Source organism: Leptothrix mechoopdaensis (SeqCode), from assembly GCF_053893855.1.
Genome location: NZ_CM132699.1, coordinates 1189757 through 1208913, shown reverse-complemented (window position 1 = coordinate 1208913; position 19157 = coordinate 1189757). Strand labels below are relative to the sequence as shown.

Here is a 19157-nt window from a genome sequence, read left to right as displayed (position 1 = left end):
GGCTCAATGGCCAGCCGCAGCAGCACCGGTCGACGTCCCGAGGGACGCGCCGGAGGCGGCCACGAGATCGGGCTTGCCGACCAGCGCGAGTTCGAGATCGGCCTGGGCCAGCCACGCATCGCGCTCGGCCTCGACGGCGGCGGCGAGGGCGGCCGACAGGCTGCGCGCATCGGCCAGCAGGTCGTTCACGCCGATGAACATGCCGTTGTAGCGCAGCAGGTTCTCGTCGGAGATCTGGCGGGCCAGCGGCAGCAGCACCTCGGCATGGTGACGGGCGATGTCCCAGGCGGACCGCGCGGCGGCGTCGGCTTCGCGGACCTCGGCTCGCGCCTCGATCGCGACCTGCGCGGCCTCGTGCAGGCTGCGTCGGTAGAGCGCCTCGGCGCGCAGCGTGCGGGCCTGGCCACCGCCGAACAGCGGCAGCTCGAAGGCGAGTTCGGCGCCGGTCTGCACCGGCGCCTCGTTCGAGCTGTTGCGCACGAGGCCCAGTTCCAGCCCGTCGACCCAGCCGGTGACGCGGCTCAGGCCCAGGCTGCGCGCGGTGGCGTCGAGCCGCAAGCGGGCGGCCTGCACGTCGAAGCGCTGCGCCAGCGCCTGCCGTTCCAGATCGGGCCGCTCGGGCAGCGTTGCCGGCAGTTCGGGCAGCCGATCGGGCAAGGTGTAGGCGGTCTGCGTGCCCCACAGGCCAAGCAGCCGGTTCAGGCGCTCGCGCGCGGCCACGGCGGCCTGACGGGCGCGGGCGTGCTGCAGCTCGGCGTGGCCCCGCACAGCCTGCTCGCGGGCCTGTTGCAGGCGACTCCAGTTGCCGACCGCACGCAGCCGGTCGGCCAGTTCGGCGCCGACACCGGCGTTCTCGCGGGCCTCGGCCGCCAGCCCTTCGAGCTGCTGCGCGGCGACGGCCTGGATCCAGCCCTTGCGCACCTGCGTCGCCAGCGCGAGCGCATCGGCCGTCACGCCGCGTTGCAGCGCGCCCAGCCGGCCGGCCTCGATCTCGCGGGCCCAGGGCAAGGCGAGCCAATGTCCCAGGTCGAGCGACAGGCCGCGCTCGATCTCGCGTTCGTCGCCGCGTTGCAGCCGGCCCAGGCTCAGGCGCGGATTGGGCAGTCGACCGGCGGCCAGCCAGTCGGCCTGTGCCACGCCCAGGTCCGCCAGCCGGGCCTGCAGGCCGCGGTGGTTGATCAGCGCGATCCGCAACGCGGCATCGGCCGTCAGCGGCTCGCGCAGCAGCGCATCGACCTCGCGCCGGACGGCATCGAGCGCCGCATCGTCACGCGCCAGCCTCAAGCTGCCGTCGGGCAGGCCGAACTGGCGCTGGACCGCCGCAGCCACCGGCGCCTCGGCCTGACGGCCGCCGGGTGCGTCATCGAGCGATGCACAGCCCGAGAGGATCAGGGCCAGCGTCGCCGTCACCAGCGCCGAACCGGTCTTGCGCAGCGGCCTCATCGCTGCACCTCGCGGGCATAGGCACGCCAGCCACCGGCGCGGCGCACGGCCTCGTGGGCGGCGCGCCAGTCGACCGGCGTGGCGTCTTCTGCGGTCGCACGCTGGGGCCAGACGCTGCGATGCGGCAGGGGCGCCACGGCGGCATCCGGGTCGAGCGGATCGGGCCGTGCGGGTGCCGGCGACGCGGCCTGCGCCAACGGCAAGGCCACGCTGGCGATGCCGCACAGCGCCAGGGTTCGGAACCAGGACATGGGAACCTCGGGACGGTTCGGTCGATGCGGCGGGTGGCCGTCGACCGGGTCGAACGGATCGGCGGCCGACAGGCCGCGACGGCGTCAGACGGCTGCTGTCCTGGGAGGTCGTTCGAGCCCGCGTGGCAGCGGCTCGGGCGTCGCCATCACGGCGAGACGGGGATAGCGCGACGGCGCCCAGTCGGGCACCGTCCAGTCGGTCGTGCCGGCCAGCACCCAGCTGCAGCAGCCGGCCAGGCAGTTCTTGCAGCAGCTGCTGCCGGCGTGGTCGTGGTGATCGGGCAGTCCGTGGTCGGCGTGCTGATCGGCGTGCTGATCGGCGTGCTGATCGGCGTGCTGATCGGCGTGGTGATCCGCTTGGTGATCGGCGTGAGGGGCCGCGTGATGTGCCGCATGCTGTTCCGCAGCATCGTGCCCTTGCCCGCCCAGCACCGCCTCGACACCCGCCGGCAGGCAGGCCGCCATGCGCGCCAGCTCGGCAGCCTGCAGCGGCAGGGCCAGCATCAGCAGCGCGGCGATGAGGGAACGCAGGAAGGCGGACATCACACGGAAATTATGCCGGTCGAGCGTCGGCGGGTCATGCCGAGACGATGTCGGCCGGACGCGCCGCCAGCCATAGCGCGTACTGCTGCGCATCGGCCGGACGGGCGATCAGGTAGCCCTGCAGGATGTCGCAGCCGGCGCCGCGCAGGTAGTCGAGCTGGGCCTCGGTCTCGACGCCCTCGGCCACCACCTCGATGCCCAGGGCCTGGGCGATGCCGACGATGGCCTCGACCACCACCCGGTCCTCCTCGTCGTCGGGCAGGTCGGCCAGGAAGCTGCGGTCGATCTTGATCGTGCGCGGGCGCAGCCGCTTCAGGTAGGCCAGCGACGAGTAGCCGGTGCCGAAGTCGTCGACCGCGATGTTGATGCCCAGCGCCTGCAGGTCGGCCACGATGCGCAAGGCGGCGGCCTCGGTCATCAGCACGGTCTCGGTGATCTCGATCTCGAACTCGTCGGGCCGCACGCCGTGCTGCTGCATCGCGTCGCGCACCACGTCGACCAGGCCGCGGTCGCGGAACTCGTGCGCCGACAGGTTGACCGCGACGCAGCCGAAGGCGAGCCCATCGGCCTTCCAGCGCGCGATCTGGGCGCAGGCGGCGCGCACGACCCAGGCGCCGATCTCGCCGATCAGCCCGGCCTGCTCGGCCGCCGGGATGAAACCCAGCGGCCCGACCAGCCCGCGCTGCGGATGGCGCCAGCGGATCAGCGCCTCGCAGCCCAGCAGCTCGCCGCGCGCCGCACCGATCTGCGGCTGGTAATGCAGCTCGAACTCGTCGCGGGCGAGCGCCTCGCGCAGCTCGTGCTCGACCTGCATCTGCGCCTGCACGCGCTGGTTCAGTTCGGCCCGGTAGAAGCCGTGGCGGTCGCGGCCGGCCTTCTTGGCCTCGTACATGGCCAGATCGGCATGGCGCACCAGCTCGTCGGGTTCGCTGGCGTCGTCGGGCAGCAGCGCGATGCCGATGCTGGCCTGCACGTGCGCCTCGCGCCCGTCCAGCAGCATCGGCCGGGCCACCTCGTGCTGGATGCGCTCGACGGTCTGCACCAGCTGCTCGATCGTGCCGACATCCTGCAGCAGCACCAGGAACTCGTCGCCACTGTGGCGGCAGACGACGTCCGAGGCCCGCACCGAGCTGGTCAGCCGCTGCGCGATCGTCTTGAGCAGGGCATCGCCGGCCGAGTGGCCGAGCGTGTCGTTGACCGCCTTGAAGCGGTCCAGGTCGATGAACAGCACCGCCAGCAGGTGACCGTCGCGCAGCGCGCCGGCACAGGCCGTCTGGGCCAGCTCGCGGAACAGCAGCCGGTTCGGCAGACCGGTCAGGTGGTCGTGCAGCGCCAGCTTCTCCAGCGCGTTCTGCTGGCGCTCGATCTGGCCGAACAGCGCATGCAGCTGGCGGTGCACGTCGTTGAGGTGCTCGCCCAGCTCGCCGATCTCGTCGCGGCGACGCCAGCTGATCGACCCCTCCTCGCCGCGCAGCGCGATGCGCGTGGCCTGTTCCTTCAGGCGCTCGATCGGGCGGATCAGCCGGCGGTACAGCACGGCCAGCAGCAGCAGCGCGCCGACGAAGGCCTGCAGCGCTGCGAGCTGGATGGTCTGGGTGCGCCGTTCAGCCAGCAGCAGGTCGAGCTGGTCGGGATCGAAGCAGACCTCGAGATCGCCCAGCAGCAGGCCTTCGCGCCGCACCGGCTCGGTCAGGCAGACGGGCGGATCCCGCCCGGCCTGGCCGCCGGCCGCAGCGGCGGCGCGAACCGCATGGACGACCGGCCGCGAATCGTCGGTCGGCCGGTTCTCGACCAGTTCGAGCTGCCGCACCGAAGGATCGGCAGCGCCGCGTCGCAAGGCCAGGTCGACGGCCACGGCATCGAGCGTCCACAGCGGTTCGACCAGCGCGGCGGCGGTCTGGCTGACCAGCGCCTGCCGGCCCTGCGCGACCATCGGCTCGTAGGCCTCGCGCAACATCCGCTGCTGAAGACGCCACCAGATCGCCACCGGCAAGGCGACCGCCGCGATGACGGCCAGCAGGACCGTCGTCCGGATCGACAGGTGCGGGCGGAATGACAGGTCAAGGAAAGCCACGGTGCCGGATTCTGCCCGCGACCTGCGCTGCGTAAACTGCGCCGCCATGGCCCAGTCGAGCAAGATCACCGAGCGCCCGCGCGCATCCACGCCCCGATCGCTGCGCGGACTCGCGCCGTTCATCCTGCCCTACCGCCGCCAGGTCGGCGCCGCGCTGCTGTTCCTGCTGCTGGCGGCCGCGGCGACGCTGGCGGTGCCGGTCGCGATGCGCCAGCTGATCGACCAGGGGCTCGTCAGTCCGGACGTCCTGAGCGCCGACCCGGCCGCTCGGGTGATGGCGCTGCGCGAACACTTCGTCGCGCTGTTCGGCGTCGGCATCGCGCTGGGGCTGTTCTCGGCGGCGCGCTTCTACACCGTCAGCTGGCTGGGCGAACGCATCACCGCCGACCTGCGCGACGCCGTCTACGCCCGCGTGCTGCGCCAGAGTCCGGCCTTCTTCGAGACCACCCAGACCGGCGAGGTGCTGTCGCGCCTGACCACCGACACCACGCTGGTGCAGACCGTCGTCGGCTCCAGCCTGAGCCTGGGGCTGCGCAACACGGTGATGGGCCTGGGCGCGCTGGTCATGCTGGTGGCGACCAATCCGACCGTGATGGTGCAGGTGCTGGGCATCCTGGTGATCGTGGTGGCGCCGTCGCTGTACTTCGGGCGCCGGGTGCGGCGCCTGAGCCGGGCCAGCCAGGACCGCGTCGCCGACACCAGCGCGATCGCCGCCGAGGTGCTCAACGCCATCCCGGTCGTGCAGGGCTACACCCAGGAGGCGCGCGAGGAAGCCCGCTACCACCTCGCCACCGAGGCCGCCTTCGACGTCGCCCGCCGCCGCACCCGCACCCGCGCGATGCTGGTCGCCTTCATCATCAGCGCCACCTTCGGCGCGCTGCTGTGGGGCCTGTACCAGGGCACCCAGGCGGTCATCCGCGGCGACATCAGCGCCGGCCATCTGGGCCAGACCGTCGTCTACGTGGTGCTGCTGGTCGGCAGCATCGCGGTGCTGTCGGAGGTCTGGGGCGACCTCTTGCGTGCGGCCGGCGCCACCGAGCGGCTGATGGAACTGCTGGCCGCCGAATCGCCGGTCGCCGAACCGGCCCGACCGCTGGCGCTGCCGCCGGTCCAGGGTGGCTCGTCGGTCGAGTTGCGCGGCGTGACCTTCCACTACCCGTCGCGGCCCCGCACCGCCGCGCTGCATTCGATCGACCTGCGCATCGAGCCGGGCGAGACGGTCGCGCTGGTGGGCAGCAGCGGCGCCGGCAAGACGACCGTCTTCCAGCTGCTGCTGCGCTTCTACGACGCCCAGCAGGGCGACGTGATGATCGACGGCCAGCGCGTCGACGCGGTCTCGCTGCAGGACCTGCGCGGCCGCATCGGCCTGGTGCCGCAGGACAGCGTGATCTTCTCGGCCAGCGCGCTGGAGAACATCCGCTACGGCCGACCCGACGCCAGCGAGGCCGAGGTCATCGAGGCGGCCCGCGCGGCCCACGCCGACGCCTTCATCCGCGCGCTGCCCGAGGGCTACGACAGCTTCCTGGGCGAACGCGGCGTGCGTCTGTCGGGCGGCCAGCGCCAGCGCATCAGCATCGCCCGGGCCATCCTGCGCAACACCCCGCTGCTGCTGCTGGACGAGGCCACCAGCGCGCTGGACAGCGAGAGCGAACGGCTGGTGCAGGCCGCCCTCGAAGCGGCGATGGCGCACCGCACCACGCTGGTCATCGCGCACCGGCTGGCCACCGTCCAGAAGGCCGACCGGATCGTCGTGCTCGACGAGGGCCGCATCGTCGAGACCGGCCGCCACGCCGACCTAGTCGCCCTTGGCGGCGTCTACGCCAAGCTGGCGGCCCAGCAGTTCCAGGTCGAGCCGGTCGAGACAGTCGAGTCGGAGTGACACGCCATGAGCCGCAACCTGCTGACCCCCGACAGCATCGACAGCCGCCGCGAACCGCGCTTCCCGGTGGCCTGGCCGGCCCGCCTGACGCTGGCGCCTGGCCAGGAGATCGACGTCAAGGTGCGCGACCTGTCCGAGAGCGGCATCGGCCTGCGCAGCGACCACCCGCTGCCGCAGCGCGAACAGTTCGAGCTGACGCTGGGCGTCCCGGACCTGAACGACCCGCGCCGCCTGCAGGCCGTGCCCGGCACGCTGAAGGTCGCCTTCCTGGTCATGAGCCAGGGCGAGTGGCGCCTGGGTGGCACCTGGGCTCATCTGAGCCCGCCGGCCCGCAAGCTGCTGGACCAGTGGATCCAGAAGATCAAGTACGGCTAGGGGCCGACCGGGCCCCTTTCTAGAATCCGCGCCCTTGCGCCCCTCCCTGCGAACCCCGCCGCCATGACCGACCCCCGCCCCGTCCGCAGCCAGTACGAAGACTTCATGCGCCATGTGCGCGACCACGGCGTGGCCAAGGGCGACCGCACCGGCACCGGCACGCGCAGCGTGTTCGGGCACCAGATGCGCTTCGACCTGAACGAGGGTTTCCCGCTGGTGACGACCAAGAAGGTCCACCTGAAATCGATCATCCTGGAGCTGCTGTGGTTCCTGCGCGGCGAGCGCAACGTGCGCTGGCTGCAGGAGCGCGGCTGCACGATCTGGGACGAGTGGGCGCGCGAGGACGGCGACCTCGGCCCCGTCTACGGCGTCCAGTGGCGCAGCTGGCCGACCACCGACGGCGGCTCGATCGACCAGATCGCCGAGGTCGTGAAGACGCTGCGCGGCAACCCCGATTCGCGCCGCATCATCGTCAGCGCCTGGAACGTGGCCGACCTGCCGAAGATGGCGCTGATGCCCTGTCACGCCTTCTTCCAGTTCTACGTCGCACCGGCCACCGAGCCGGGCGGGCGCGGCCGGCTCAGCTGCCAGCTCTACCAGCGCAGCGCCGACATCTTTCTCGGCGTGCCGTTCAACATCGCCAGCTACGCGCTGCTGACGCACATGCTGGCGCAGCAGTGCGACCTGGACGTCGGCGACTTCATCTGGACCGGTGGCGACTGCCACATCTACGACAACCACGTCGAACAGGTCGAGACCCAGCTCGCGCGCACGCCCTATCCGTATCCGACGCTGCGGATCCAGCGCCGGCCCGAGTCGATCCTCGACTACGCCTACGACGACTTCGAGGTGCTGGACTACCAGCATCACCCGGCCATCAAGGCGCCGGTGGCGGTCTGAGACGGGCCGCCTGATGACCGTCCGTCCCGAACTCGTGCTGATCGCCGCCGTCGCCCGCAACGGCACGATCGGCGCCGACAACCAGCTGCTCTGGCACCTGCCCGAGGACCTCGCCCACTTCCGCCGACTGACGATGGGCCAGCCGGTGCTGATGGGCCGCAAGACCTGGGACTCGCTGCCGGCCCGGTTCCGCCCGCTGCCCGGTCGCCACAACATCGTGCTGACCCGCGACGCGCAGTGGCGCGCCGACGGCGCGACGGCCGTGACGACGCTGGAACAGGCGCTGGAGGCGGCCATCGCAGCCGGCCCCGTCGAGCGCGTCTTCGTGATCGGTGGCGAACAGATCTACGCCGCCACGATCGCGCAGGCCGATCGGCTGGAGCTGACCGAAGTCGATCGCGACTTCGATGGCGACGCGCATTTCCCGGCCTTCGACCGCCGCGACTGGGTCGAGTCGTCGCGCGAGACGCACCGCGCCGGTGCGCCCAACGACTTCGGTTTCGCCTTCGTCAGCCTGCAAAGAAGACGGACAGGCTGATCCGCATCAGGAATCGAGCCAACTTGTGCCGGCCACAAGGGCGGCTACCGATATCGGAATGCCCGACGGCATGCAAACTCGTCTGCACGTTGTCAGTCATTGATGTCCTTCCAGCGATCGAAAGTCCGGTTCCCCGCCTCATCCCCTGCCCCCCGCCGCGGCCCCTCATGTGTCGCCTTGCTGTTGGGGACCCTGCTTGCCTGCATCGGGTTGACGACCCCTCGGTTCGCCGGCGCACAGTCGACGACCCCTGCGACAGCGTCACGTCCGCCTCTCACGGTCCGGATCGTCGAGAACGGCCTGATCGACAACCCGCTGATCGCCTACCGGCGCGAGCTGCTGACGCTGGCGATCCGCGCGGCCGGGCGTGAGCCGGTGTTGAGCGACTGCTCGCTGCCGGGTGTCCCGTTGAGCGAGCGACGGATGATCCGCGAGGTGGCCGAAGGCAAACGCTGCGACCTCATGACGACGTCCTCCGGCGGCGACGCGTCCGCCGCTCTCGTGCCCGTGCCGGTGCCGATCTACCTCGGCGGCGGCGGCTACCGCGTGCTGCTGGTCAACGAGGACGGCCTGCGCCGCGCCGATGCCATCGTCGACCTGGCCGAGCTGCGCACGCTGCGCATCGGCAGCGGCAGCGTCTGGGCCGACACCACCGTCTGGGAGCGCAACGGCTACGCGGTCGAGAAGGCCGACTACGGGCCGCTGTTCACGATGCTCGCGGCCGGCCGCTTCGACGCCATGCCACGTTCGGCGTTCGAGATCCTCGGCGAGCACGAGCGGCTCGATCGCGACGTCTACTTCATCGAGCGGCGCTTCCTGTTCCACGTCCCCAACGACCTGTTCTTCTATGTCGGCCCGCACAACAGCGCGATGCGCGACACCCTGGCGCTGGGCCTGCACCGGCTCTATTGCAGCGGCGAGTTCGAACGCTTCCTGCGCTCGCACGCCTCCACCCGGGATGCCTTCTCGCGACTCCTGACCGGACAGCGCAAGACGGTCGAGTTCACCGCGCAATGGGACACCCCGATCGAGACGCGCGCGCTGGGCGACTACCCGCCACCCTGGGTGCAGACCGGCCCGCGCGCGGCGACCTGCCAGCGGGCGACGCCACGTTGAGGCGGACCCCGCCGAACCGGCCGGCATGAACACCATCCACCATCGCCTGATCGCGCTGATCGTCGTGGTCGTGTCGTCCGTGCTCGCGCTGTTCGCGGCGGTCGACCTGAAGCAGACCGGCGAGCGACGCCTCGCCGACCTGGACCAGAAGATCGGCGCACTCGAACAGCGGCTCGTGCGCACGCTGCCGGAGGCGCTCTGGGCCATCGACCGCCCCTTGATGCGCACGCTGGTCGACGCCGAGATCAACATCGCCGGGCTGGTCGGCATCGAGGTGGCCGACGAGAACACCCGCGTGATCGAGGCACCGGGGCCGGCCCGTGCCGATGCGCCCGGCCAGATCCGCAAGCTGCCGCTGGCGATCGTCCGCGACGGCAGCCGCTACGCCGTCGGCGAGCTGCGGGTGACCGTCAGCGACGCGGCCATCCGTGCCGAGCTACGGCGCGAGCTGGTGCGCCAGCTGCTGCTGATGCTGCTGCTGGACCTGTTCCTGATCGTCACGCTGAGCCTGGGCATCCGCCGCTTCATCCTGCGACCGCTCGATGCCGTGCGCGACGCGCTGGTGCAGGTCGGCAGCGAACAGGCCGACCTGTCGACCCGCCTGCCCGAGGACGGCAGCGTCGAGTTCGCCGCCATCAACCGCGAGTTCAACGCCTTCATCGCGCAGCTGGAACGGGCCGTTGGCGGCAACGTCGACGAGGTCCGGCAGGCCATCGGCCGGATCGCCTCGGGCGAGCTGGGCGCGCGCGTGCCCGCGACCATCGCGACCGAGCCGCAGAGCATCCTGGGCGGACTGGCGCGGATGCAGTCGACGCTGCAGCGCATGGATGCCGACCTGCGAGTGGCGCTGTCGCAGGCCGAGGCGGCGACACGCGCCAAGGGCGAGTTCCTGGCCCGCATGAGCCACGAGATCCGCACGCCGATGAACGTCGTGATCGGCATGAGCCACCTGGCCAGCCGCAGCACCGACGAGGCCAGCCGGCGCGAGCACCTGCGCGGCATCGAGCAGGCCGGCCACCACCTGCTCGGGCTGGTCAACGACGTGCTGGACGATGCGCGCATCTCGGCCGGCCGCATGACGCTGGCCTCGACACCGTTCGCGATGGCCGCCGTGCTCGACAACATCGCGTCGATGTTCCGCGAGCGCGCCGCCAGCCTGGGCCTGGCGCTGCACATCGTCATCGACCCCGATGTTCCTCCGCTGCTGATGGGCGACCCGACGCGGATCGCGCAGATGATCATCAACTACGTCGGCAACGCGCTCAAGTTCACCGAGCGCGGCAGCGTGACGGTGCAGGTCGGCTGCGTTCGCGCCGACCCCACCGAAGCGCGCCTGCGGCTGGCCGTCACCGACACCGGCGTCGGCATCGACGACGAGACCCTGGCGCGGCTGTTCACCGCCTTCGAACAGGCCAGCACGTCAACCGGGCCACGGCACGTCGGCAGCGGGCTGGGACTGGCGATCACGCGCGAGCTGGCCAGGCTGATGGGCGGCGACGCGGGCGTCACGAGCCGGCCCGGCGAGGGTTCGACCTTCTGGGTCGAGATCGAACTGGCGCTGCCCCAGGCGCGGCTGCACGGGCCCGCGCATGTGCCCCGGCCGGAGGCGGCCCCGATCGACCTGCGCGGCCAGCGCATCCTGCTGGTCGAGGACAACCTGCTGAACCAGCGCGTGGCCGTCGGCCTGCTGGCCGAGACCGGCGTCACGGTCGATGTCGCCGGTGACGGCCCGACCGCGCTGGTGCTGGCCGGCCAGCACCGCCACGACCTCGTGCTGATGGACATGCAGATGCCCGGCATGGACGGCCTGGAGGTCACGCGCCGGCTGCGCGCCGATCCGGCCCACGACCGCCTGCCGATCGTCGCGATGACCGCCAACTCCCAGCCCGAGGACCGGGCCCGCTGCGCCGCCGCCGGCATGGACGACTTCCTGGCCAAGCCGGTCGAGCCCGAGCGGCTCCACACCGTGCTGGCGCGATTCCTGGCGCCGTCCTGGCCGATGAAGGCGCAAGCCCCTTCGCCATCGGCCATCCCGCCCGACTGGCTGCGCGAGCTGACCGGGCTGGACGTGACCGCCGGCCTGCGCCGGACCCTGGGCCGGCCGGCCGTCTTTGCCGACCTGCTGCGCGCCTTCGTGGCCGCCCACCACGACACCGACCGGCGCCTGGCCGACGCGCTGCAGGCCGGCGACCGGGTGCTGGCCGGGCGCATCGCCCACACGCTGCGCGGCATCGCCGGACAGATCGGCGCCGAAAGTCTTCAAGCTGCCGCCCGGCAGGTCGAAAAGACTGCACGGCAAGGGCGCGTCGACGCCGACGACCTGGCCTGCCTGGCCACCAGTCTGCAGACGCTGGTGACGATGCTGGCGCAGCGCCTGCCGGCCGAGACGCCGATGCCGTCGAGGCCCGACACCGGTCAGGCCGACGAACACCGCTGGCGCGACCGCCGCGTCGACGGCCTGCTGCGCCGGCTGCTGGCCGATGACGACCCGCGGGCGCTGAAGCTGGCGCAACGGCATCGTCGTTCGCTGGAGCGGCTCCATCCGGCGCGGATCGGCCGGCTGCTCGATGAACTGCAACGCTGCGACTTCCCCGCCGCGCTGGCCCTGATGGCGGGTCAAGGCGCCGCCATGACCTTCCAACCGAACGGACCCCCGGCATGAGCCCGAACCCGATGAGACGTGCCGAACTGCCCACCGTGCTGGTGGTCGACGACAGCCCGCCGGTCCTGGCCCTGATCGGCGACCTGCTGCGCGGCAGCCACCGGATCCGCGTCGCGCCGTCCGGCGCGCGGGCGCTGGAGATCGCCCGGGCCGAGCCGCCCGACCTGATCCTGCTCGACATCCTGATGCCCGAACTGGACGGCTACGAGATCTGCCGGCGCCTGAAGACCGACGCGGCACTGCGCGAGGTGCCGGTGATCTTCCTGACCGCGCTGGACGACATCGATGACGAGGCCCGCGGCCTGGAGCTCGGTGCCGTCGACTACATCGCCAAGCCGATCGTGCCGGCGCTGCTGCGCGCCCGCGTGCGCACCCATCTCCAGCTCAAGGCCTCTGCCGACACGCTGCGGGCCCATTCCAGCAACCTGGAAAGCGAGGTGCAGCGCCGCATCGGCGAGATCCTCGACACCCAGGACGTCACGATCAACCTGCTGGCCGCCCTGGCCGAGGCGCGCGACAACGAGACCGGCAACCACATCCTGCGCACCCAGCGTTATGTGCGCGCGCTGGCCGAGGTGCTGGCCCAGGACCCGCGCCACGCGCATGTGCTCGACCACGACACGATCGAGCTGCTCTACAAGTCCGCGCCGCTGCACGACATCGGCAAGGTCGGCATCCCCGACGCGATCCTGCTCAAGCCCGGCAAGCTGACGCCGGCCGAGTTCGAGATCATGAAGACCCACACCACGCTGGGCCACGACGCGCTGTGCAGCGCCGAACGGCGGCTCGGCAAGTCCGCGCCCTTCCTGCGCTACGCCAAGGAGATCGCGCTGTCGCACCAGGAGAAGTGGGACGGCTCAGGCTACCCGCAAGGCCTGGCCGGCGAGGACATCCCGCTGTCGGCCCGCCTGATGGCCGTCGCCGACGTCTACGACGCGCTGATCAGCCGGCGCGTCTACAAGGCCCCGATGAGCCACGAGGCCGCGACCGCGCTGGTCCTGCAGGGGCGCGGCAGCCACTTCGACCCGGCCGTGGTCGACGTCTTCATGCGCCTGAACGAGGTCTTCCGCCAGATCGCGACCGCGTTCGCCGACCAGGACGATGACCCGCCGGAACTCCGGGCCGACTGAGCGTCAACGCGCGCCGCCCGCCACCTCGGCCGGATCGAGGAAACGCGCCGCCAGCCCGGCCCGGCCGGGGTAGTACCGCAACCACGGCCGCGCCTGTTCCAGCACACGGGCCACCGCCGGATGGGCGATCAGGCGCTCGAAGTAGGCGGCCAGATGGACCTGCCCCGGCTCGAACGGCACGTAGGTCACGGCATAGAACAGCGCCGGCGCGGCGGCGCAGTCGGCCAGGCTGAAGGACGGGCCGCTGACCCAGGTCCGGCCCTGCAGATGGCGGTCGATGAAGGCGTAGGCCGTTGCCAGCGTCGCCCGCGCCTGCGCCACGCCACGCGCGTCACGCTCGGCCTCGGGCCGCAGCAGATCGCCCGTCAGCGCCTGCATCGGCGTCATCACCTGCAGGTCGAACAGGCGGTCCCACAGCCGCACGTCGAGCGCCGCATCGACGTCATCGGGGATCAGCCGGGCGCCCGATGTCGCGTGGTGCCGCTGCAGGTACTCGATCGCGATGCTCGATTCCGGCACCGGCCGATCGCCGTCCATCAGCAACGGCATCTTGCCGGTCGGCCAGCGCGCCAGATGCGCCGCCCGCTCGTCCGGATCGCCCAGGTTCAGCAGCCTGTGCTCGACCGCCACCCCCAGCACGTCGATCGCGACGAGCACCTTCTGGCAATAGGACGACAGCGGGTGGTAGTGCAGCGTCAACGGGGTCATCGGCGGCTCCGGCAAGGGACAAGGTCGCGAGACGATTCTGGCGCCGTTCCTCAGCCCGGGCTGAAGAACACGCCGTCGGCCTGCAGCGCGGCGATCTCGGCGGCGCTGTAGCCGAGCGAGCGCGCCACCTCGGCGTTGTGTTCGCCCAGGTCCGGCGCGACCTGCGTGATCGTCGTGTCGCAGCCCGAGAAGCGGAACGGCAGGTTGGGCAGGCGCAGCGTGCCGTGGCGCGGGTGCTGCTGCTCGACCACCATGCCGCGGGCCAGGATCTGCGGGTCGGCCAGCACCTCGTCGATGCGCTGGACCTTGGCGCTCGGCACGTCGATGCCATCGAGCAAGGCCAGCACCTCAGCCACCGGCCGGGCAGCGACGAAGGCGCGCACGGCGGCCAGGATCTCCAGCCGGTTCGTGTTGCGCCCGGCGAGCGTGTGGAAGCGCGCATCGGCGCCAAAGCCGGCGGGGCCGCCGTGGGCCTCGACCAGCGTGGCGAAGCGCTTCCAGGCGTCGTCGACCTGCGCGGCGATGACGAGGTCGCCGTCCTTCGCGCGGAACACGCCGTAGAGCGTCGACGTCGGCATGTCGTGGCCGGTCTGCTCGGGCAACACGGTGCCGCCGGACAGCGTGCAGCACTGCACCGCGTACTCGTGCATCGACACCAGCGTGTCGTAGAGCGCCATGTCGATGTGCTGGCCCAGGCCGGAACGCTCGCGGCCCAGCAATGCCGCGTTGATCGCGGCCACCGCGTGGATGCCCGTGTACATGTCGCCCAGCGAGATGCGCAGCAGCGGCGGTGCCTCGCCGGGCGTGCCGACCATCTGCATGATCCCGCTCTTGGCCTCGGCGATCAGGCCGAAGCCGGCGCGGTGGGCGTCCGGTCCGGTGTGGCCATAGGCCGAGATCGAGCAATAGACCAGGCGCGGGTTGCGCGCCGACAGCTCGGCCCAGCCCAGGCCCAGCTTGTCGAGCGCGCCGGGCCGGTAGTTCTCGATGAACACGTCGGCGCTGTCGCACAGCGTCTGCATGAAGGCCTTGCCACGCGGGTCCTTCATGTTGACGCTGACACCCTGCTTGCCCATGTTGAGCTGCAGGAAGTAGCCGCTGGTGTGCTCGTCCAGCACATGCGCATGCTGGCGGCCGGCGTCTCCACTGCCGGGCCGCTCGACCTTGATGACCTCGGCGCCAAGCGCCGCCAGGCAGCGCCCGACATACGGCCCCGCCAGGAAGTGCGAGTAGTCGATGACGCGGATGCCGGCGAGAGGTGGTGCCCCTCGCCCGGCGGGTACGCCGGTCGATCCCCCGAGGGGATGCGGGCCGGCTTGGGGCGGCCCGGCGCTCGGCCCGTTGCTGTCGTCAGCGTATGAACTCATGCTGCCTCCTGGGGACGGCGCGGCACCATCAGCCGGTGTTCGCCCTTCTGCACCACCTGCCCGTGCTGGTTGACCAGCTCGGACGGCAGGATGACGATGCCCCAGCCGGGCTTGCTCTTCGAGGCCCGCAGGCCGGTGATCGAGAAGCGCACGTGCAGCTCGTCGTCGACCCGGATCGGCAGCAGGAAGTCCCAGGTCCAGCCCAGCGACATGCCGGGCAGGAAGCGGTAGTCGCTGCGGGTCTTCAGGCCGTCGGCAATCGACAGGCCGAACAGGCCGTGCGCGACGATGCCGCCGAAGTGGCTGGCGTTCGCATAGGCCTCGTCGACATGCACGGGGGTGTGGTCGCCGGTCAGGTCTGCATAGGCCAGGATGCGTTCCTTCGTGACGACGTAGGACGGGCTGGTGCAGCGGTCGCCGTCACGGGCGTCGTCCCAGTACTTCTCGGGGCTCAACGTGTGGGAACTCATGGCCATCACTTCTCGGCACGCGGGTTGATGGCCAGCGCGGCAGCCACGCAAGACGCCGGCTTCGCCTGCATGAACTCGACGGCCAGGCCATCGGGCAGGCGCAGCCAGTTGCGGCCTTGCGGCATCTCGGTCACGCCGAATGCCTGCGCGGCGGCCAGCGTCGCCTCGAGGTCCTCGCACATGACGCCGAGGTGGCCGAGCCGCCCTTCCGGGCCGGCGAAGTCGGGCCTGGCGATGAACTGCAGGCCGCCGAGCGTCCAGTACTGGACGGGGTTCTCCAGGGTGCCCTGGACCTCGCGCATCGGCATGCCGCAGACCTCCTGGAAGAAGCGGATGTGCCAGTGGATGTCGCGCACCCAAATGGCGACGTGTTCGAGGTAGGTGCGGGCGCTCATGACTTTTCTCCGTGTTGATCGGTGTTCCTGGCGTTCGTGTTGACCACGAGGGCCCGTTCGATGCCCTTGATGCAGGCCACCAGCGTCGCGTTGACGGGGGTCGGGATGCCGTGCTGGCGGCCCGCGCGCACGACGGCGCCGTGGATGAAGTCGACCTCCGTCACGGAACCCTTTTCGAGGCTCTGCAACATGCTGGCCTTGAAGGCGCGCGGCAGCCCTTCGGCGGCGCGGTTCCAGGCCTGCTCGGGCTCGCTGAAGCTCAGTCGCACGCCGGCCGCGCGGGCCACGGCCAGGGCCTCGGCGACGGCGGCGAGCGCGGTCTCGCGGACCTCGGGCACCTCGTAGAGATCGCCATAGGCGAGCCGCGTGATGCCGCTCAGCGCACTGGTCGCGACGTTGACCAGCAGCTTGTCCCACATCGTGCCGAGGATGTTGTCGCTGACGGTGGTGGACAGGCCCGCCCGGTTGAACTCGGCCGCGATGGCCGACACGCGCGGCGTGATCGCGCCGTCGAGTTCGCCGATGTGGGTCTGCTTGCCGACCGTGCCCGAGATGATCCGGCCCGGCGCCAGCATCACGCCGCCCAGGTAGGTCTTGCCCGCCAGCACACGTTCGCGGCCGACGGTGGCGGCGAGGATGTCCTCGTGGCCCAGGCCGTTCTGCAGCGACAGCACGGCGGTGTCCGGCCCGATCACCGGCGCGGCGCCGAGGATGGCGGCCTCGGTGTCGAAGGACTTGACCAGCACGATGACAAGGTCGGCCTGCGGCAGGCCGGCGCAGCTTGTCGCCGCCTGCACCGGCACGCTGCGTTCGCCCTCCGGCGTGACGAGCTGCAGGCCGCGCGCGTTCATCGCCTCGACCTGGGCCGGCGAGCGGTTGATCAGCCAGACGCGCGATCCCACCTCGGACAAGGCCGCGCCGATGGTGCAGCCGAGCGCGCCCGCGCCGACGATGCAGATGTTCACGTGTGGGCTCCGGGAGCGATGGGGAGCCCACACCTTAGGGACATCGCCCCATGTTGTCGATGCAATGGCGGCAATGTCGACATTGCGGATCACAATGTCGACATGCGCACCGCAAGCCTCGACGACCTGCCCGACCCGAAGCTGCTGCGCCTGTTCGACGTGCTCTACCAGACCCGCAGCGTGACCCGCTCGGCCGAGCAGCTCGGCCAGAGCCAGCCCACCGTCAGCATCTGGCTGGCACGGCTGCGCGAGCAGCTGGGCGACCCGCTGTTCGTGCGCACGCCGGCGGGCATGTTGCCGACGCCGCGCGCGGAAGCGCTGATCGGCCCGACGCGCACCATCCTTGAGTCGCTGCGGCGGCTGGCCTCGCTCGACGAGGCCTTCGACCCCGCCACGGCGCAGCGCCGTTTCCGCATCTGCATGACCGACGCCAGCCACATCACGCTGTTGCCGCCGCTGCTGGCCCGGGTGCGGGCCGAGGCGCCCGGCGTGCAGCTGGCCGCCGCCCGCATGGACGGCCAGACCGCGCAGGCGCTGGCCTCCGGCGAGGCCGACCTGGCCGTCGGCTACGCGCCCTGGCTGGAGACCGGCATCTACCAGCAGACGCTGTTCCAGCAGGACTGGGTCTGCCTGGCCAGCCCCACCCACCCGCGCCTGGCGCGGCGCCGCCGGCTCAACCTCGACCTCTACCAGGCGGTGCCGCACGTGACGATCGCCGCCGGCACCGGCGCGCACCTGCTCGATGCGGCACTGGCGCGCTCAGGCGTGGAGCGGACGGTGCAGCTGGAGCTGCCGAGCTTTCTGGGCCTGGCGCCCATCATCTCGGCCACCGACCTGCTGGTGACGCTGCCGCGCCAGATCGGCGAGACGCTGGCCGCACTCGGCGGCCTGAGCGTGTTTGCCTGCCCGGTGCCGGTCGAGACCTTCCAGGTCCGCCAGCACTGGCACGCGCGTTACCACCAGGACGCCGGCAATCAGTGGCTGCGCGGCGTCATGCGGGCGCTGTTCAGCGCCTGACCCGCGCCCTTGCCCGACGTCGATGCCGGCAGGCCGGTGAACGCGAAGTCGATCTCCGGCGCCAGCCCGCTGACGATGCGCGCGATGCTCTTGCCCGACCCGCAGGAATGGGTCCAGCCCAGCGTGCCGTGGCCGGTGTTGAGGAACAGGTTGTCGATCTTCGAGCGGCCGATGATCGGCACGTTCGACGGCGTGGCCGGCCGCAGACCGGTCCAGAACTGGGCCTGCTCGGCATCGCCCGCGCCGGGGAACAGCTCCTCGGTGCGGCGCACGATGGCCTCGCAGCGCACCCGGTTCAGGTCGCGGTCATAGCCGTTGAGCTCGGCCGTGCCGGCGATGCGCAGGCGGTCGCCCAGGCGCGAGAACACCAGCTTGTATTCGTCGTCGGTCAGCGAGACCTGGTGGGCCATCGAGGCGTCCTTGACCGGCATCGTCACCGAGTAGCCCTTGGCCGGGTAGATCGGCAGGCGGATGCCCAGCGGCGCGGCCATCAGCGGGCTCAGGCTGCCCATCGCCAGCACGTAGGCGTCGCCGCGCACGCGCTGGAAGCGGCCGTCGGCATCGGTCGCCTCGACATGGTCGATGCGGCCGCCGACCTCGCGCAGCGCCGTCACCGTGTGGCTCATCAGGAAGGTCACGCCGTCGGCGATGCAGCGCGCGACGAGCTCGCGGGCGAACTGGTTCGCGTCGCCCGACTCGTCCTCGGCGGTGTAGGTCGCACCGGCGAGCTGCGGCCGGATGTGGCGCAGCGCTGGTTCGAGCCGCACGGCCTCGTCGGCCGAGATCACGCGCCGGTCGCAGCCCAGGTCACGCATCTGCGCGGCCGGTGCCTCGGCGCCGTCGAACTCCTTCTGGCTCGTGTAGAAGTGCAGGATGCCCTGCGTGCGCTGGTCATAGCGGATGCCGGTGTCGCGCCGCAGTGCCTGCAGCGTGTCGCGGCTGTAGGTGCCCAGACGCACGATCTGCTCGATGTTGTGGCGCGTGCGGGCCGGCGTGCATTCGCGCAGGAACTGCAGGCCCCACAGCCATTGCCGCATGTCGGCACGGATGCGAAACAGCAGCGGCGCGTCTTCCTGGCCCAGCCACTTCAGCACCTTCAGCGGCGCACTCGGGTTGGCCCAGGGTTCGGCATGGCTGACGGAGATCTGCCCGCCATTGGCGAAGCTGGTCTCGGCCGCCGCCGTGGCCTGGCGGTCGATGACGGTGACGTCGTGGCCTTGCTGGCGCAGGAAATAGGCCGAGGTCACGCCGAGCAGGCCGGCGCCGAGGACGATGACTTTCATGGAGCACCCCACAGGACAGATGCGCCCGGCGCCTGGCCGGA

Annotated in this window: 18 protein-coding genes; 8 read left to right on the top strand and 10 right to left on the bottom strand. The window is 71.3% G+C overall.

From position 1 onward, the window contains the following. Positions 1 to 3: 3 nt before the first annotated feature. From ACWA7K_RS05480 to ACWA7K_RS05465, 4 genes are all read right to left on the bottom strand, one after another. Positions 4 to 1443, bottom strand: a complete 1440-nt coding sequence (locus ACWA7K_RS05480; protein ID WP_456166427.1) for a TolC family protein — start codon at positions 1441 to 1443, stop codon at positions 4 to 6. After that, entirely contained in the window at positions 1440 to 1694 is a 255-nt protein-coding gene (locus tag ACWA7K_RS05475; RefSeq protein WP_456166425.1) for a hypothetical protein, read from the bottom strand. Before ACWA7K_RS05475 ends, ACWA7K_RS05480 begins: the two co-directional genes overlap by 4 nt. Positions 1695 to 1778: 84 nt before the next feature. Further along, positions 1779 to 2237, bottom strand: a complete 459-nt coding sequence (locus ACWA7K_RS05470; protein WP_456166424.1) for a hypothetical protein — start codon at positions 2235 to 2237, stop codon at positions 1779 to 1781. A gap of 34 nt (positions 2238 to 2271) precedes the next feature. Then, positions 2272 to 4311 carry a putative bifunctional diguanylate cyclase/phosphodiesterase gene (locus tag ACWA7K_RS05465; RefSeq protein WP_456166422.1) on the bottom strand — a complete coding sequence of 680 codons (2040 nt, stop codon included), beginning with the start codon at positions 4309 to 4311 and terminating at the stop codon, positions 2272 to 2274. Between the two features lie 46 nt (positions 4312 to 4357). Here ACWA7K_RS05465 and ACWA7K_RS05460 point away from each other — a divergent pair, with 46 nt between their 5' ends. The 7 genes from ACWA7K_RS05460 (at position 4358) to ACWA7K_RS05430 (ending at position 12911) form a co-directional block, all read left to right on the top strand. After that, positions 4358 to 6190: an ABC transporter transmembrane domain-containing protein gene (locus tag ACWA7K_RS05460; protein ID WP_456166421.1), complete on the top strand. Its 1833-nt coding sequence runs from the start codon at positions 4358 to 4360 to the stop codon at positions 6188 to 6190. A gap of 6 nt (positions 6191 to 6196) precedes the next feature. Beyond that, on the top strand, positions 6197 to 6565 hold the full coding sequence (locus ACWA7K_RS05455) for a PilZ domain-containing protein (RefSeq protein WP_456166419.1): 369 nt from the start codon (positions 6197 to 6199) through the stop codon (positions 6563 to 6565). A 63-nt stretch (positions 6566 to 6628) separates the two neighbouring features. Next, the gene (locus ACWA7K_RS05450; protein WP_456166417.1) at positions 6629 to 7465 is read left to right on the top strand and encodes a thymidylate synthase; all 837 of its coding nucleotides are present in this window, start codon (positions 6629 to 6631) and stop codon (positions 7463 to 7465) included. A gap of 13 nt (positions 7466 to 7478) precedes the next feature. Then, positions 7479 to 8003: a dihydrofolate reductase gene (locus tag ACWA7K_RS05445; protein WP_456166415.1), complete on the top strand. Its 525-nt coding sequence runs from the start codon at positions 7479 to 7481 to the stop codon at positions 8001 to 8003. Between the two features lie 210 nt (positions 8004 to 8213). Beyond that, positions 8214 to 9119: a hypothetical protein gene (locus ACWA7K_RS05440; RefSeq protein WP_456166413.1), complete on the top strand. Its 906-nt coding sequence runs from the start codon at positions 8214 to 8216 to the stop codon at positions 9117 to 9119. Positions 9120 to 9144: 25 nt separating this feature from the next. After that, positions 9145 to 11781 carry a response regulator gene (locus tag ACWA7K_RS05435; protein ID WP_456166411.1) on the top strand — a complete coding sequence of 879 codons (2637 nt, stop codon included), beginning with the start codon at positions 9145 to 9147 and terminating at the stop codon, positions 11779 to 11781. Continuing rightward, entirely contained in the window at positions 11778 to 12911 is a 1134-nt protein-coding gene (locus ACWA7K_RS05430; protein ID WP_456166409.1) for an HD domain-containing phosphohydrolase, read from the top strand. The genes ACWA7K_RS05435 and ACWA7K_RS05430 overlap by 4 nt, the downstream gene beginning before the upstream one ends. A gap of 3 nt (positions 12912 to 12914) precedes the next feature. Here ACWA7K_RS05430 and ACWA7K_RS05425 read toward each other — a convergent pair whose 3' ends face one another. From ACWA7K_RS05425 to ACWA7K_RS05405, 5 genes are read right to left on the bottom strand one after another with little or no spacing between them, the layout of a single operon-like run. Next, entirely contained in the window at positions 12915 to 13619 is a 705-nt protein-coding gene (locus ACWA7K_RS05425) for a glutathione S-transferase family protein (RefSeq protein ID WP_456166407.1), read from the bottom strand. Positions 13620 to 13669: 50 nt separating this feature from the next. Continuing rightward, a complete protein-coding gene (locus tag ACWA7K_RS05420; protein ID WP_456166405.1) occupies positions 13670 to 14986 on the bottom strand; it encodes a CaiB/BaiF CoA transferase family protein in 1317 nt (438 codons plus the stop codon). Further along, on the bottom strand, positions 14983 to 15456 hold the full coding sequence (locus ACWA7K_RS05415; protein ID WP_456166403.1) for a MaoC family dehydratase: 474 nt from the start codon (positions 15454 to 15456) through the stop codon (positions 14983 to 14985). The genes ACWA7K_RS05420 and ACWA7K_RS05415 overlap by 4 nt, the downstream gene beginning before the upstream one ends. 5 nt (positions 15457 to 15461) lie before the next feature. Continuing rightward, on the bottom strand, positions 15462 to 15851 hold the full coding sequence (locus ACWA7K_RS05410) for a VOC family protein (protein ID WP_456166401.1): 390 nt from the start codon (positions 15849 to 15851) through the stop codon (positions 15462 to 15464). Continuing rightward, complete coding sequence (locus ACWA7K_RS05405; protein WP_456166399.1) at positions 15848 to 16816, bottom strand: ketopantoate reductase family protein; 969 nt, start codon at positions 16814 to 16816, stop codon at positions 15848 to 15850. Before ACWA7K_RS05405 ends, ACWA7K_RS05410 begins: the two co-directional genes overlap by 4 nt. A gap of 102 nt (positions 16817 to 16918) precedes the next feature. Between ACWA7K_RS05405 and ACWA7K_RS05400 the strand changes: the two genes are divergently transcribed. Beyond that, positions 16919 to 17833: a LysR family transcriptional regulator gene (locus ACWA7K_RS05400; RefSeq protein ID WP_456166397.1), complete on the top strand. Its 915-nt coding sequence runs from the start codon at positions 16919 to 16921 to the stop codon at positions 17831 to 17833. Here the strand turns inward: ACWA7K_RS05400 and ACWA7K_RS05395 are convergent. Continuing rightward, positions 17791 to 19116, bottom strand: a complete 1326-nt coding sequence (locus ACWA7K_RS05395; protein ID WP_456166395.1) for a D-amino acid dehydrogenase — start codon at positions 19114 to 19116, stop codon at positions 17791 to 17793. The two genes, ACWA7K_RS05400 and ACWA7K_RS05395, sit on opposite strands and share 43 nt — an antisense overlap. Positions 19117 to 19157: the final 41 nt, after the last annotated feature.

Coding starts and splice junctions, on each gene's coding strand:
- ACWA7K_RS05445 (WP_456166415.1), top strand. CDS start 7,479: ATGACCGTCCGTCCCGAACTCGTGCTGATCGCCGCCGTCGCCCGCAAC.
- ACWA7K_RS05435 (WP_456166411.1), top strand. CDS start 9,145: ATGAACACCATCCACCATCGCCTGATCGCGCTGATCGTCGTGGTCGTG.
- ACWA7K_RS05425 (WP_456166407.1), bottom strand. CDS start 13,619: ATGACCCCGTTGACGCTGCACTACCACCCGCTGTCGTCCTATTGCCAG.
- ACWA7K_RS05460 (WP_456166421.1), top strand. CDS start 4,358: ATGGCCCAGTCGAGCAAGATCACCGAGCGCCCGCGCGCATCCACGCCC.
- ACWA7K_RS05415 (WP_456166403.1), bottom strand. CDS start 15,456: ATGAGTTCCCACACGTTGAGCCCCGAGAAGTACTGGGACGACGCCCGT.
- ACWA7K_RS05450 (WP_456166417.1), top strand. CDS start 6,629: ATGACCGACCCCCGCCCCGTCCGCAGCCAGTACGAAGACTTCATGCGC.
- ACWA7K_RS05455 (WP_456166419.1), top strand. CDS start 6,197: ATGAGCCGCAACCTGCTGACCCCCGACAGCATCGACAGCCGCCGCGAA.
- ACWA7K_RS05400 (WP_456166397.1), top strand. CDS start 16,919: ATGCGCACCGCAAGCCTCGACGACCTGCCCGACCCGAAGCTGCTGCGC.
- ACWA7K_RS05430 (WP_456166409.1), top strand. CDS start 11,778: ATGAGCCCGAACCCGATGAGACGTGCCGAACTGCCCACCGTGCTGGTG.
- ACWA7K_RS05480 (WP_456166427.1), bottom strand. CDS start 1,443: ATGAGGCCGCTGCGCAAGACCGGTTCGGCGCTGGTGACGGCGACGCTG.
- ACWA7K_RS05475 (WP_456166425.1), bottom strand. CDS start 1,694: ATGTCCTGGTTCCGAACCCTGGCGCTGTGCGGCATCGCCAGCGTGGCC.
- ACWA7K_RS05420 (WP_456166405.1), bottom strand. CDS start 14,986: ATGAGTTCATACGCTGACGACAGCAACGGGCCGAGCGCCGGGCCGCCC.
- ACWA7K_RS05470 (WP_456166424.1), bottom strand. CDS start 2,237: ATGTCCGCCTTCCTGCGTTCCCTCATCGCCGCGCTGCTGATGCTGGCC.
- ACWA7K_RS05410 (WP_456166401.1), bottom strand. CDS start 15,851: ATGAGCGCCCGCACCTACCTCGAACACGTCGCCATTTGGGTGCGCGAC.
- ACWA7K_RS05395 (WP_456166395.1), bottom strand. CDS start 19,116: ATGAAAGTCATCGTCCTCGGCGCCGGCCTGCTCGGCGTGACCTCGGCC.